We start from the raw sequence: 13,521 nt of genomic DNA on the forward strand, positions 1-13,521 counted from the left end.
GACGCGTCAGGCAGGCGAACTTTCCGGGTCGCGCCGAAGCGCGGCGGTCAGGGCCCGCGCGGTGGCGGCGTTGCAGTTCCCGAGGATGACGAGTGCTGGCGTCCCGAAGTCCCGCCCGAGCGAGGGCAGCGTGATGCCGTGCCCGGCGAGGGCGGAGCGGAGCTCCATGACGACGCGGTAGGTGTCGTCACCGGGTGCCTGCGGCGCGCGGGGGGTGGGCTTGCTCATGGGCATGGGGTGCCTCCTGCGAGTGCGGTGTGTGACGAACTCCTCACAGGGTGGGGTGGCCTCGCGTACCTTCGGAAGGGGTTCGGGGTCCACGGGCCGGGTGGTGGAAGGACGGCAACCATGGCTGCGCGCAGAGAGATTGACGGATCGGCCGGTGTGCCGGAGTTCTACGGCAAGGAGTTGCGCTGGCAGCGCGAGCGGGCCGGGCTCACCCTGGAGGGCCTGGTGGAGGGCAGCTTCTACGGGGTGAGCTACCTCAGCGAGATCGAGCGGGGTCAGCGCCGGATGCCGTCGGATCTGGCCAAACATGTGGATGTGCGCCTCGACACGGACGGCTTTTTCGAACGCTGCTGTGAAGACGTCCGGCGGGCCAGGCAGTCCGGGCATGCCGAGTACTTCGCCGACATGGTGGTGATGGAGCGAGGGGCGCAGACCATCGAGGAGTGGGCGCCCATGCTCGTGCCGGGCCTGTTGCAGACCGCGGATTACGCGCGGGTGATCGTGCGGTCGGCCAGGCCCCGGGCCACGCACGAGGAGGTGGAGGAGAAGGTGTCGGCCCGCACGGCACGGGCCTCGCTCTTTGAGCAGGGCGATTCGCCGGAGTTCTGGGCGATCTTCGACGAGTCCGTGATCCGGCGTCGCGTCCTGCCGCGCGCGCAGATGGCCGACCTGCTGGAGCACATCATCGACGTGATGCACGCGGCACGCGGCGTTTTGCAGATCGTTCCGGAAGACGCGCCGGTTCACCCGTTCATGAGCGGAACGGCCAGGGTGGTGACCTTTCCGGACGCGCCCCCTGTGACCTACATGGAGTCCATGTACAGCGGTCAACTCATCGACTGCCCAGGGCTCGTGACGCAGTACCGCAAGTCCTACGACCTGCTCAGGGCTGTCGCGCTGCCCCCGCGAGACTCCCTTGCCCTCCTCGAAAGGGCGGCAGAAGGCTATCGGAAGGGTGGGCGGTGATGTTGAACAGGGCCTCCGTGGAACGGCGTTGGCCATCGCGTCCGTGGGATGGGCCGCGCCCGGGGCGGCGAGTCCTTCTCGGGGCGGCCCGCTGGCGCAAGAGCACCTATAGCAACGCCAGCTCCGGCGACTGCGTAGAGGTGGCCCACAACCTCCCCGGGGTCGTCCCGGTCCGGGACTCCAAGGTGCTGGGCGGGCCGGCCATCGTCATCGCGGCCCGGGCCTGGGCATCCTTTGTCACCGGGGTGAAGGACGGCACCTTCAAGGGCTGAGATCGCGGTGTTGGGCGCGGGCCCGCGTCGGTAGGCTGACCCCCATGTACGGCTACGACCAGAACTCGGGCGCACAGCAGCAGTACGCCCCGCCCCAGCAGCAGATGCAGGGCGGGTACGGCGAGCAGCCGCTGTACCCGGAGCCGTCGCCGCCCTCGCTCGCCGACGCGGTGCGGGCCTTCACCACCGGGTCGCTCTCGGCCGAGGACTTCCAGCAGATCTTCGCGGGGGCCCGGGTGTACTGCCCGCGCGGCGACAACCCGGGGTTCCTGGCGCTGCACAACACCCAGCAGCCGGTGATCCCGATGTTCACCTCGCTCAAGGAGCTGCGCCGGTACGCCGGCAAGGAGTCCAAGTACTTCGTGATCACCGGCGCCGAGGTGATCGACCTCCTGCCGACCGGGTACGGCTTCGTGCTCGATATGGAGGGCGACCACCGGATGGTCTTCGACGCGAAGGCCGTGGAGCAGATGGTCGACTTCGCGATGCGGCGGATGTACGGATAGCCGTACGGAACCCGTCCCACCTGGCCGTTCTTCGGGCCCGTAACCCCTCGGGGTGCGGGCCCGAAGCGCGTCCGGGACCGGGCTGCAGCCCTCCCGGGACCGCCCCGGAATGAAGCACGCCTTGCAGGATGTTCAGCATTCAACTACTTTGAATGTAGAGCATCCCCGCAAGGAGGGCCGTCCCATGCCTGCTGTGACCGTCGAAAACCCGTTGACCCTGCCGCGCGTCGGCGCACCGGAGGGCGTCGCGGACCGTCCCGTCCTTGCCGTGACCACCGCTCCGCAGGGGTTCGAGGGGGAGGGGTTCCCGGTGCGCCGCGCGTTCGCCGGGATCAACTACAAGTACCTCGACCCGTTCATCATGATGGACCAGATGGGCGAGGTGGAGTACGCGCCGGGCGAGCCCAAGGGCACCCCGTGGCACCCGCACCGCGGCTTCGAGACCGTCACGTACATCATCGACGGGATCTTCGACCACCAGGACTCCAACGGTGGTGGCGGAACGATCACCAACGGTGACACCCAGTGGATGACGGCGGGCTCCGGTCTGCTGCACATCGAGGCGCCGCCGGAGTCGCTCGTGATGTCGGGCGGCCTCTTCCACGGGTTGCAGCTGTGGGTGAACCTGCCGGCCCGGGACAAGATGATGGCCCCGCGCTACCAGGACATCCGCAGCGGTTCCGTCCAGTTGCTCACCTCTCCCGACGGTGGCGCGCTGCTGCGGGTCATCGCGGGGTCGCTCGATGGCCACGACGGACCCGGGATCACCCACACCCCGATCACCATGGTCCATGCGACCCTGGCGCCGGGCGCCTCCGTCACGCTGCCGTGGCGCGAGGACTTCAACGGCCTCGCATACGTACTGGCCGGGCGCGGCTCGGTCGGCGCGGAGCGGCGGCCCGTGCACACGGGGCAGACCGCGGTCTTCGGCGAGGGCGGCTCGCTGACCGTCCGCGCGGACGAGCAGCAGGACGCCAACGCCCCCGACCTGGAGGTCGTACTCCTCGGCGGGCAGCCCATCCGCGAGCCGATGGCGCACTACGGCCCGTTCGTGATGAACACCCGCGCCGAACTGGAGCAGGCCTTCGAGGACTTCCAGAAGGGCCGACTCGGCACGGTGCCGGCGGTGCACGGGATGACGGAGCGCGGGCTCGAGTCCTGACCCCTCGGCCCTGTGCCGCCAACTCCCGGACGTCCGGGGGCCGTCGTTGAATCGACGGCCCCCGGGCGTCGTCATGCCCGGTTCATACGACGCGCTCATGGAGGTCCGCCGTGATGTAAGGCATCCGGAGAACCAAGGCATCACGTTTGTCAGCGCGAACGTGGCAGTCGGGCCCGCACCCCGGTGGAGAGAAGGGCCGTGGCGAGGATCTCCTCGCACGTCTCGCCCAGCGTGAGCTCGATCTCGTAGCCCTGACCGGACGCACCCGGAGCCACAGCGCGACGATGCCCGTGCGCGTGGTCTGCCAGGGGTCCGTAGCCATCAGGGCCACGACCGTCCCACCCGCGCTCTGGACCAGATCCTCCGCGTCCGTGCCCCGCACCCCTGTACTCGTCCTGTGCCCGGGAAACAGCACGCCCCCTATTCGATGGTAGGCGTCAACTTCCCTGCCGGGGGCGTCCATTGCGGAGGGCGCGCAGCCTGGGGCTGACGGGGCGTCACCCGTGTGGGTCGCCCGGCGGGCGGAACCGGCGCGGGGGTGGTCGGCTGGCACCGTGGAGACGTCCAGGCATCTGCTGCCCGAAGCCGCCCGTCGGATCGCCGCCTGGTGCGGCGTCGTGCTGCTCGTCGCCGGGGTCGTGGGCGTGGGGGTCTGGCTGTGCGCCGTGTTCAAGACGGCCGTCACACCCGTGCTGCTCGCCCTGCTCGGTACCGCGCTGCTCGGGCCCGTCCACCGGTGGCTGGTGCGGATCGGGCTGCGGCGCTCGCTTGCCGCGGGGCTGACCTGCGTCGCGCTGGTGGCGGTGGTCGGCGGCGCCGGGTACGTCGTGGTGAGCGCGCTCATCGACACCGGGGACCAGATCCTCGCCTCGCTCAAGCAGGCCGGCCAGTGGGTGGCCGACCACTTCGGGGTGGCCGGCGGGGACGGTGTCACCAACATCGCCGACAACGCCAAGAAGCTGCTGTCCAAATTCGGGGCGAGCGCGGTCGGCGGGGTGCTCCAGGGGCTCAGCCTGCTCGGCACGCTCATCGCCACCAGCGTGCTCGCGCTGCTGCTGACCTTCTTCTTCCTCAAGGACTCCGACCGGGCGGTGGGCCTGGCCCACGCGGTCGCGCCGCGCGGCGCGGGCGACACCGTGGAGGCGATGGCGCGGCGCGCCTTCGAGGCGGTCGAGGGGTTCATGCGGGGTACCACGCTCATCGCCCTCATCGACGCCGTCTGCATCACGGTCGGACTGCTCATCCTCGGCGTGCCCGGCGCGATCGGGCTCGGCGCGCTCGTCTTCATCGGGGCGTACATCCCCTACCTGGGCGCCTTCGTGTCCGGCGCGGTGGCGGTCCTCGTGGCGCTCGCCGACCGGGGGTTCGGCACCGCGCTGTGGACCCTCGGGATCGTCCTCGCCGTGCAGCAGCTCGAAGGACACATCCTGCAACCCGTCATCCAGAGCCGAACCGTGCAGATGCACCCCGCGATGATCATGATCGCCCTGACCGCGGGCGCGGATGTCGCGGGTCTGGTCGGCATGCTGCTCGCGGTGCCGGTGGCTGCGGCCGCGTTCGGGGTGCTCGGGGAGGTGCGCAAGCGGTACGGGGGCGGCGGGGCGCCTCAGCCCGATGTCGGGGCGCCTCAGCCCGGTGCAGGGCCCGCCGGGCCTGCCGGGTCTGTCTAGTCTGCCGGACCTGGCGGACCTGCCGGGGCGGGCGGGTCTGTCTAGTGTGCCGGGCCTGCCGGGGCATCCGCTCCCGCCGGGCCCGACTCGTAGAGCTCGAACCAGATCGACTTGCCGTCGCCCCGCGGGTCCACTCCCCACGCGTCCGCCAGCATTTCCATCAGGATCAGGCCCCGCCCGCTCGACGCCATCTCGCCGGGGCGGCGGCGGTGGGGGAGTTCGTCGCTGGCGTCGGCCACCTCCACGCGCAGGCGGCGGGTGCCGAGCGGGCCCCTCGCCGCCGCCACGAGCAGCGCGTCGCCGTCCGTGTGGACCAGGACGTTGGTGATCATCTCGGAGATCATCAGGACCGCCGAGTCGACCTGCTCCTCGTCCGCCCAGTCGTGCAGCAGCTCGCGCAGCTGCCGGCGCGCGCCCGCGATCTGCTGCGGCTCGGCCTGCGCGACGGTCAGTGCGGTGCGCCGCACCACCTCCGGCGGGATGGTCCCCAGGGAGGTGGCGACGTCGTTGCGGCGCAGCAGGAGCAGCGCGATGTCGTCCTCGCGGCGGTCCACGAGCGGGCCCGTCGTGTGGTGCGAGGAGGGGCCGTGCACGGCCTGGACCAGTTCGTCGGCGAGCTGCTCCAGACTGTCGCCGGTGTGCAGTTCGAGGACCGGCCGCAGCCGCGTCCAGCCGCTCGCCATGTCGTGTCCGCCGGTCTCGATCAGACCGTCCGTACAGATCATGATCGTCTCGTCGGGGTCGAGGACGAGCCGGGTCGTCGGGTAGTCGGAGTCCGCCTCGATGCCGAGCGGGAGGCCGCCCGCGGTCGGGCGGATCAGGGCGGTGCCGTCGGCGGTGCGGATCACCGGATCGGGGTGGCCGGCGCGGGCGATGTCGAGGGTGCCCGCGGCCGGGTCGACCTCGATGTAGAGGCAGGTCGCGAAGCGCGGCGCGTTGTCCTCGTACCCGTCGCCCGAGGGCTCGGGAAGCCCGTACGACTCGGTGATCCCGTACAGGAAGCGGGAGGCGCGCGAGAGGACCGCGTCGGGGCTGTGGCCCTCGCTCGCGTACGCCCGCAGCGCGATCCGCAGCTGGCCCATGAGCCCGGCCGCCCGCACGTCGTGACCCTGGACGTCGCCGATGACCAGCGCGAAGCGGCCGCCGCCGCTGTCCGCGCCGGAGCCGCCGCCGGGCAGCGGAATCATGTCGTACCAGTCGCCGCCGACCTGGAGGCCGCCGCCGGTCGGCACATAGCGGGCGGCGACCGTCATGCCGGGGATCTCGGGGCCGAGCGTCGGCATCATGGAGCGTTGCAGGCCGAGCGAGAACTCGCGCTCGTTCTCCGCCTCGCCCGCCCTGGCCAGGGCCTGGGCCAGCATCCGGGCCACGGTGGTGAGGACCGAGCGTTCGTCGGGCGTGAAGGCCACCGGGTGCTTGAACGCCGCCATCCACGCGCCGATCGTGCGCCCGGCCACGATCAGCGGGACGAACGCCCACGACTGCCTGTCGAAGCGCTGGGCCATCGGCCAGGTGGCGGGGAAGCGGCGCCGGTACTCCTGCGGGCTCGGCAGATAGATCGCCCGGCCGTTGCGTACGACGTCGGCGGCCGGGTAGTCCGTGTCGAGCGCCATGTCCGCGAACGGGCCGTCGTCCCCGGGGTTGTGCCCGTGGTGCCCGATGATCGTCAGCCGCTCGCCGGCCACCCCGAACACGGCGAGGCCGTCCGGCGAGAACCCCGGCATGGAGAGCGAGGCGGCGACCCGCAGCACCTCGGAGGTGGAGCGGGCCTCGGCGAGCGCGCGGCCGGCGTCGAGCAGGAACGCCTCGCGCGAGCGCCGCCAGTCGCCGGTGATGGAGGGGTGCGCGGCGGTGGTGCCGGGCTGGGGCTCGGCGACCTCCTGAATGGTGCCGATGAGCAGATAGTTGTTGCCGTTGAGCATGGGCTTGGAGCGGCTGCGTACGGTACGCAGGACGTGGCCGTGCTCGTCCATGATCCGCAGCCGGACCTCGGCGAGGGTGCCTTCGGCGAGGGCGAGGTGGACGATGCCGTCGACTTCGTTCCAGTCGACCGGGTGGAAGCGGGAGCGGGCGGCGGCCTCGGTGAGTGTCGCGGGGCGGGCGGGCAGCCCGAGGAGCCGGGCGGCCTCGGCGTCGAGGGTGACCGTCCCGGAGGCGTTGTCCCAGCGCCACAGGCCAGTCGCGATCGCGGCCAGGACGTCCTCTGTGCGCATTGCCCCTATTTAAGAAGATGTACGCGTGGGGCGCCACGCGGAGCTTCGCGTTTCTTGGCTCCTCGGGGCGGGCCCGCCCCGAGCGGCTGCGGCCGGGGCATGCGATGGGCTCGCTTTTCGGTGGCGGGCCGGGGCACACGGTGGGCTCGCTTTTCGGTGGCGGGCCGGGGCACACGGTGGGCTCGCTTTTCGGTGGTGCGCCGGGGGATGTGATGGGCTCGCTTTTCGGCGGCGGGCCGGGCCACGTGATGGGTCGGTTTTCGACTGCGGACCGTGCGTGGCTGGTCGCGCAGTTCCCCGCGTCCCTCAACTACTCGGTGCCGGGCAGCATGGGCATGTTCAGCCGGTCCGGCGATCGAGGACGGGCGCCCTTCAGGCGGGCACGGGGTCTGGGGCGGAGCCCCGGAAACGCCGTCGTCTGCGGACCGTGCTCGCGTCCCGCGCAGTTCCCCGCGCCCCCAGGTGGGCTCTCCTTGGCGGGGTGCCCAGTGCGGGCACGCGGGATGGGGGTCCCGCACCGGGCGGTAACCTGGGCGGGTTGATTCCCGCCTGTCTCGCGAAGAATCTCGCGAAGAAGTCGCGACCACAGTTCGCGAAGAATTGGATGAACGATGCACCGCTACCGGTCCCACACCTGCGGCGAGCTCCGCGCCACCGACGTCGGCAGCGACGTACGGCTGAGCGGCTGGCTGCACAATCGCCGAGACCTGGGCGGCATTCTCTTCATCGACCTGCGGGACCACTACGGCATCACGCAGCTGGTCGCCCGCCCCGGCACCGCCGGCGCCGAGGCCCTGGACAAGCTGTCCAAGGAGACCGTCGTACGCGTCGACGGCAAGGTCGTCTCGCGCGGCGCCGACAACGTCAACGGTGAGCTCGCGACCGGCGAGATCGAGATCGAGGTCGGCGAGGTCGAGGTGCTCGGCGCCGCGAACCCGCTGCCGTTCACGATCAACGCCGAGGACGGCGTCAACGAGGAGCGGCGCCTGGAGTACCGCTTCCTCGACCTGCGCCGCGAGCGCATGCACCGCAACATCATGCTGCGCAGCGCCGTGATCGCCTCGATCCGCTCGAAGATGGTCGCGCTCGGCTTCAACGAGATGGCGACGCCGATCCTGGCGGCGACCTCCCCCGAGGGTGCCCGCGACTTCGTGGTGCCCTCCCGCCTGAACCCGGGCAAGTTCTACGCGCTGCCGCAGGCCCCGCAGCAGTTCAAGCAGCTGCTCATGATCTCCGGCTTCGACCGGTACTTCCAGATCGCGCCCTGCTTCCGCGACGAGGACGCCCGCGCCGACCGTTCGCCGGGCGAGTTCTACCAGCTCGACGTCGAGATGAGCTTCGTCGAGCAGGAGGACGTCTTCCAGCCCATCGAGAAGCTCATGACCGAGCTGTTCGAGGAGTTCGGCGGCGGCCGCCACGTCACCTCGCCCTTCCCGCGGATCCCGTTCCGCGAGTCGATGCTGAAGTACGGCAACGACAAGCCCGACCTGCGCGCCAAGCTCGAACTCGCCGACATCACCGACGTGTTCGAGGGCTCGGAGTTCAAGGCGTTCGCCGGCAAGCACGTGCGCGCCCTGCCGGTGCCGGACGTCGCCGGCCAGTCCCGCAAGTTCTTCGACGGGCTCGGCCAGTACGCCGTCTCGCTCGGCGCGCAGGGCCTGGCCTGGGTGCGGGTCGGCGAGGACGGTTCGCTGTCCGGCCCGATCGCGAAGTTCCTCACCGAGGACAACGTCAAGGTCCTCACCGAGCGCCTCGGCCTCGTCCCCGGGCACGCGGTGTTCTTCGGCGCGGGTGAGTTCGGCGAGGTCTCCAAGATCATGTCGGGCGTCCGCGTCGAGGCCGCCAAGCGCGCCGGGCACTTCGAGGAAGGCGTGTTCCGGTTCTGCTGGATCGTCGACTTCCCGATGTACGAGAAGGACGAGGAGACCGGCAAGATCGACTTCTCGCACAACCCCTTCTCCATGCCCCAGGGCGGCCTGGAGGCCCTGCAGACCCAGGACCCGCTGGACGTCCTGGGCTGGCAGTACGACATCGTCTGCAACGGCATCGAGCTCTCCTCGGGCGCGATCCGCAACCACGAGCCCGAGATCATGTTCAAGGCGTTCGAGGTCGCGGGGTACGACCGGGAGACCGTGGAGCGCGAGTTCGGCGGCATGCTCAAGGCGTTCCGCCTCGGCGCCCCGCCGCACGGCGGCATCGCGCCGGGCGTCGACCGCATGGTGATGCTCCTCGCGGACGAGCCGAACATCCGCGAGACCATCGCGTTCCCGCTGAACGGCAACGCGCAGGACCTGATGATGGGCGCGCCGAGCGAGCTGGACGAGTCGCGCCTGCGTGAGCTGAACATCGCGCTGCGCAAGCCGGTGGCCGACAACAAGTAGTCAGCTGTAGCAGGGGAGTTGAGCCCCTTTCGACCCCCTGGGCCCCGTGCCCGGGGGGTCGGTTCGTTTCCGGCCCGCGAGTCCCACGCCGATCCCCGACGAGTCCTGCGTCGGCGCCGCATGCGGTCGGCGGCCCCCGGAGTTCACGGCGCCGGGGCACGTACTCAGCCGCGCGGCTGGATCGTCAGCTTCCCCCTCGTCGCCCCGCGGGCATGCGCGCTCGCCAGCAGTCCGTGCGGGATGCCGGGCTCGATCGCGCCGGCCTCGTCGAGCCGGGCCAGGTGGGCGGCGGTGAGTTCGACGTCGAGGGCGCCGAGGTTGTCCTCCAGCTGGGCGAGCGTGCGGGCGCCGATGACGGGGGCCGTCACGGCCGGGTTCCGCAACGTCCAGGCGAGGGCCACCTGGGCCGGTGTGTGGCCGGTCTCCCCGGCCACCTCGCGCACGGTGTCCGCTATGGCGAGATTGCGCTCGCTCACCATGCCCAGAGCGGCGTTGTGGTCCTTGCGGCTGGTCCCGCCGGAGGGGATGTCGGTGCCGGGCAGGTCGGAGCGGCTGTACTTGCCGGTCAGCAGCCCGCCGCCCAGGGGCGAGTACGGGACCACGCCGAGCCCCATCTCGCGGGCCATCGGGATCAGGTCGCGCTCCCCGGTGCGCTCGACCAGGCTGTACTCGATCTGCAGCGCCACCAGCGGCGACCAGCCCCGCAGGTCGGCGATGGCCTGCATCCGTGACACCTGCCAGGCCGGGACGTTGGACATCGCCACGTAGAGGATCTTGCCCTGCCGGACCAGATCGTCCAGGCCGCGCAGGATCTCCTCGACCGGCGTCGAGAAGTCCCACACGTGCAGATAGAGCAGGTCCAGGTAGTCCGTGTTCAGCCGGCGCAGACTGGACTCCACCGACGCGAAGAGGCTTTTGCGGTGCGGGCCACCGGAGTTGGGGTCGCCCGGGCGGCGCAGCGTCGTGTACTTCGTGGCGAGCACCAGGCTCTCGCGGCGGTCCCCGGCGAAGGCGCCCAGCATCCGCTCGGAGCTGCCGTCGGTGTAGGTGGTGGCGGTGTCGATGAAGTTGCCGCCGTGCTCGACGTACCGGTCGAACAGCCGGCGCGACTCCTCCTCCCCGGCGCCCCAGCCCCACTCGGTGCCGAACGTCGCCGTGCCGAGCGCCAGCGGTGAGACCCGCAGTCCGGAGCGGCCCAGCAGCCGGTAGGTGTCGAGGGTGAGCGACATGGTGTCCTCCTGTGGTGGCGCGGAGCCCGTTCGTGATCCGCCGCTGAGAGCAACCCTGCGCCTGCCATGAAGCGGGCATAAGGGAAGGGCGATCCTGGGAACAGCGTTCCCACCCCGGCTGTTGGACCGGGCATGACGATCTCCGCCGTGGACGCGACACAGGAGCTGGCCGTGTTCCTGCGGACCCGGCGCGAACGGCTCGACCCCGCCGACCTGGGGCTGCCCGCGCGCCGGGGGACCCGGCGGACCCCGGGGCTGCGCCGCGAGGACGTCGCCGAGCTGGCCGGGGTCAGCGTCGACTACGTCGTACGCCTTGAACAGGCGCGCGGGCTGCGGCCCTCGGCGGACGTACTCGAAGCCCTGGCCCGTGCGCTGCGCCTGGCCCCCGTCGAACGCGCCTACCTCTTCGACCTGGCCCAGCGGCGCCCCCGTACCACCGGCTCCCCCGCCACCACGGCGGCGCCGCCCCTGGCCCAGCTGGTGACCGACCTGTCGCCGCTGCCGGCCATGCTCCTGAACCACCGCTACGACATCCTGGCCTGGAACCGCGAAATGGCGGCGCTGCTCCTGGACTTCGGTACGGTGCCGCCGGCGCGGCGCAACGCGATGTGGCTGTGCCTGGCACATCCGGAGATCCGCGCGCGGTATGCCGACCGCGAGCGCGTCGTACGGGACGGGGTCGCGCACCTGCGTGCCGCGTGGGCCGCCCACCCGCAGGACCGGAGGCTGTCCGGCCTCATCACCGAACTCCTCTCGAACGACCCGGAGTTCGCGCTGCTGTGGGCCGAGCGGGACATCGCGTCCGGCGGTCGCGGGCACAAGGTGGTGCACCACCCCGAGGTGGGCCAGGTACGGCTCGGTGCCGAAGTCCTGGCGCCCCTGCACGACCCGGATCAGCGCCTACTGCTCTTCCGCCCGGCGGACGAGGAGAGCCGGGCGGCCCTGAGCCGGCTGAGCGGGGTCTGAGCGCGCTCCGGTCCCCCAACTTATGCCCGGGGCAGCGGAGTTCGTGCCTATCGACCCCGGCGCGCGAACAGGACCGCTCCTGGTGGCCGTTGGTTCAGGTCGAGCAGGAACTCGGCCTCGACGGTGAACCCGGCATCGTGCAGCCAAGCCGTGACGTGGGCGGGGCGGCGCAGATGGATGTGGACCTTCATCGGGTGACCGCCGTACCCCTGGGTCTTCAGGCGGGTCTCGTCGCCCAGGTGGAAGCCGAGCAGCAGGGGTGCGCCCGGCGGCGTCACGCGGTGAAACTCGGCGAAGACCCCGGGAATCGCCTCGTCGGGGATGTGGATGAGGGACCAGAAGGCGAGTACGGCGGCGACGGAGGCGTCGGCCAGGGGGAGGTCCGTCATCGAACCGACCTCGAAGCGCAGCGCCGGATGGTCGCGGCGGGCCACGTCGATCATGCCGGGCGAGAGATCGACGCCGAGGGCGTCCACCCCCAACTCCCCCAGGTGCGCGGTGACACGACCGGGCCCGCATCCCACGTCGGCGACGGTCCCGCCGCCCGCGTCCCGCACGAGTTCGGCGAAGAGCGCCAGGACCGCCCGCAGATACGGCTCGTCCGCGATGGCGTCGCGCAGATGGTCGGCGTAGCTCGCGGCGACGGTGTCGTAGGAGGTCCGGGTGTCCGCCAGCCATGCGTCCGCGCTCATGGGCGGCACGCTAGCCGACCCATTCGGATGAGCGGCACGTCATGTGCGGGTTGTGCGGCCCAGGCCCGTCAGGCGTCAGGGAAGAGCGGGATTTCCCGGCCGTGGACTTCCCGCACATGACGGCGGAGCCGCACCCTGGCATCCACCTCCTGAGAAGGGTTGCGGTCCTGCTGGGCTTGGCTCAATTGGGCAATGATCACCGTGCAGGGCCCGCACCCCTCCTCCCCGTGAAGTGGTTCCGGAGTCGTGTGCGGCTCGTAGGGCGACGGCGGTTGGATGGCATGCATGGGCGCTCCTTCAGGCCCCGGTGCGGGGCGTGTCGGGTCGATCGTGCGACACCCTTTGAGGCGTATCTCCCGTCATCCGGGGCGGCAGTTGGGACGTCCGTCGATACGGTCGGGCACGGCCCGAACGCTCGCAACAAGGGGGTTGACAGTGAACCTGGCCCTTCGTACGGCCATGGACGGCAAAAGGCTGTCCGCTCGACAACTCGCCTTGCGGGTAGGGGTATCCGTGAAGCAAGTGGAGCGATGGCTCGGGGACGCCGAGGTGACCCCTCACGCCAGGAACCGCGTGGATGCCTGTCAGGCGTTGGGAGTGGATGAGGACGTGATCTGGCCGCGGGCGGTCAAGGACCGCATCAAGACGGGCGGGGACCGTGAACTGGTCCACAGCTACCCCTATCGTTCCGCGTGCCCTTCCACGGTCTGGACCGACCTGGTGGAGCGCGCGGGATCCGACATTCTCCTCGCGGGGTACACCAACTACTTCTTCTGGAGCCAGGTCCCCGCTTTTGAGGCGCTCGTACGGAGGAAGGCCGAGTCCGGCTGCCGGGTCCGGTTTCTCCTGGGCGATCCCGACGGCGAGGTGACACGGCAGCGGGAGGCCGTCGAGGACGTGGCGCTGACCGTGTCCACCCGTATCCGGATCACGCAGGAACACTTGGCGCGGCTCGGTGCCGTGGACGGCCTTGAGGCGCGGTTCAGCGCGCCTGGGGATGCCGTCAACCATGTGAGCCTGTCCGTCTTCAGGTTCGATGGCGACGCGCTGGTCACGCCGCATCTGGCCCGCCTGGTCGGCCATGACTCGCCGCTTCTGCATCTGCGGCGGCACGGCCCCGGCGGCATGTTCGACCGTTTCGCCGAGCACGCGGAAGAGCTGTGGGTCCGGGGTGTGCCCATGGGGCGGTAGGCCCTTGAGAACACCCCGGGCCGGGCCCCGCCCTCTGTGCGGAGA

At 70.9% G+C, this 13,521-nt stretch carries 13 protein-coding genes; 8 read left to right on the plus strand and 5 right to left on the minus strand.

Translation table 11 applies throughout. The features are described from left to right. Positions 1 to 6 precede the first annotated feature (6 nt). Positions 7 to 228, minus strand: a complete 222-nt coding sequence (locus AB0D31_RS15860) for a hypothetical protein (RefSeq protein WP_362722665.1) — start codon at positions 226 to 228, stop codon at positions 7 to 9. A gap of 120 nt (positions 229 to 348) precedes the next feature. On the opposite strand from AB0D31_RS15860, the gene AB0D31_RS15865 reads away from it, so the two are divergent. The 4 genes from AB0D31_RS15865 (at position 349) to AB0D31_RS15880 (ending at position 3,134) form a co-directional block, all read left to right on the plus strand. Next, on the plus strand, positions 349 to 1,194 hold the full coding sequence (locus AB0D31_RS15865) for a helix-turn-helix transcriptional regulator (RefSeq protein ID WP_362722532.1): 846 nt from the start codon (positions 349 to 351) through the stop codon (positions 1,192 to 1,194). Next, complete coding sequence (locus tag AB0D31_RS15870) at positions 1,194 to 1,466, plus strand: DUF397 domain-containing protein (RefSeq protein WP_362722535.1); 273 nt, start codon at positions 1,194 to 1,196, stop codon at positions 1,464 to 1,466. Before AB0D31_RS15865 ends, AB0D31_RS15870 begins: the two co-directional genes overlap by 1 nt. 44 nt (positions 1,467 to 1,510) lie before the next feature. Further along, the gene (locus AB0D31_RS15875) at positions 1,511 to 1,972 is read left to right on the plus strand and encodes an SseB family protein (RefSeq protein WP_362722538.1); all 462 of its coding nucleotides are present in this window, start codon (positions 1,511 to 1,513) and stop codon (positions 1,970 to 1,972) included. Positions 1,973 to 2,156: 184 nt separating this feature from the next. Next, on the plus strand, positions 2,157 to 3,134 hold the full coding sequence (locus tag AB0D31_RS15880; RefSeq protein ID WP_362722541.1) for a pirin family protein: 978 nt from the start codon (positions 2,157 to 2,159) through the stop codon (positions 3,132 to 3,134). A gap of 149 nt (positions 3,135 to 3,283) precedes the next feature. Here AB0D31_RS15880 and AB0D31_RS15885 read toward each other — a convergent pair whose 3' ends face one another. Then, positions 3,284 to 3,409 carry a hypothetical protein gene (locus tag AB0D31_RS15885; protein WP_362722544.1) on the minus strand — a complete coding sequence of 42 codons (126 nt, stop codon included), beginning with the start codon at positions 3,407 to 3,409 and terminating at the stop codon, positions 3,284 to 3,286. A 279-nt stretch (positions 3,410 to 3,688) separates the two neighbouring features. On the opposite strand from AB0D31_RS15885, the gene AB0D31_RS15890 reads away from it, so the two are divergent. Then, positions 3,689 to 4,804, plus strand: a complete 1,116-nt coding sequence (locus AB0D31_RS15890) for an AI-2E family transporter (RefSeq protein WP_362722547.1) — start codon at positions 3,689 to 3,691, stop codon at positions 4,802 to 4,804. A gap of 41 nt (positions 4,805 to 4,845) precedes the next feature. Here AB0D31_RS15890 and AB0D31_RS15895 read toward each other — a convergent pair whose 3' ends face one another. Further along, complete coding sequence (locus AB0D31_RS15895; protein WP_362722550.1) at positions 4,846 to 7,017, minus strand: SpoIIE family protein phosphatase; 2,172 nt, start codon at positions 7,015 to 7,017, stop codon at positions 4,846 to 4,848. Between the two features lie 611 nt (positions 7,018 to 7,628). Here AB0D31_RS15895 and aspS point away from each other — a divergent pair. Next, the gene (aspS, locus tag AB0D31_RS15900) at positions 7,629 to 9,398 is read left to right on the plus strand and encodes an aspartate--tRNA ligase (RefSeq protein WP_362722553.1); all 1,770 of its coding nucleotides are present in this window, start codon (positions 7,629 to 7,631) and stop codon (positions 9,396 to 9,398) included. A 164-nt stretch (positions 9,399 to 9,562) separates the two neighbouring features. On the opposite strand, the gene AB0D31_RS15905 is transcribed toward aspS, so the two are convergent. Then, complete coding sequence (locus tag AB0D31_RS15905; RefSeq protein ID WP_362722556.1) at positions 9,563 to 10,627, minus strand: aldo/keto reductase; 1,065 nt, start codon at positions 10,625 to 10,627, stop codon at positions 9,563 to 9,565. Positions 10,628 to 10,759: 132 nt separating this feature from the next. Between AB0D31_RS15905 and AB0D31_RS15910 the strand changes: the two genes are divergently transcribed. Further along, entirely contained in the window at positions 10,760 to 11,593 is an 834-nt protein-coding gene (locus AB0D31_RS15910) for a helix-turn-helix transcriptional regulator (RefSeq protein WP_362722559.1), read from the plus strand. A gap of 47 nt (positions 11,594 to 11,640) precedes the next feature. Here AB0D31_RS15910 and AB0D31_RS15915 read toward each other — a convergent pair whose 3' ends face one another. Further along, positions 11,641 to 12,285, minus strand: coding sequence for a class I SAM-dependent methyltransferase (locus tag AB0D31_RS15915; protein WP_362722561.1), 645 nt, complete (start codon positions 12,283 to 12,285; stop codon positions 11,641 to 11,643). A 609-nt stretch (positions 12,286 to 12,894) separates the two neighbouring features. Between AB0D31_RS15915 and AB0D31_RS15920 the strand changes: the two genes are divergently transcribed. Beyond that, a complete protein-coding gene (locus AB0D31_RS15920; protein WP_362722564.1) occupies positions 12,895 to 13,476 on the plus strand; it encodes an XRE family transcriptional regulator in 582 nt (193 codons plus the stop codon). The last annotated feature ends 45 nt before the right edge of the window (positions 13,477 to 13,521 follow it).

This window comes from Streptomyces sp. NPDC048361 (assembly GCF_040651795.1).
GTDB lineage: Bacteria > Actinomycetota > Actinomycetes > Streptomycetales > Streptomycetaceae > Streptomyces.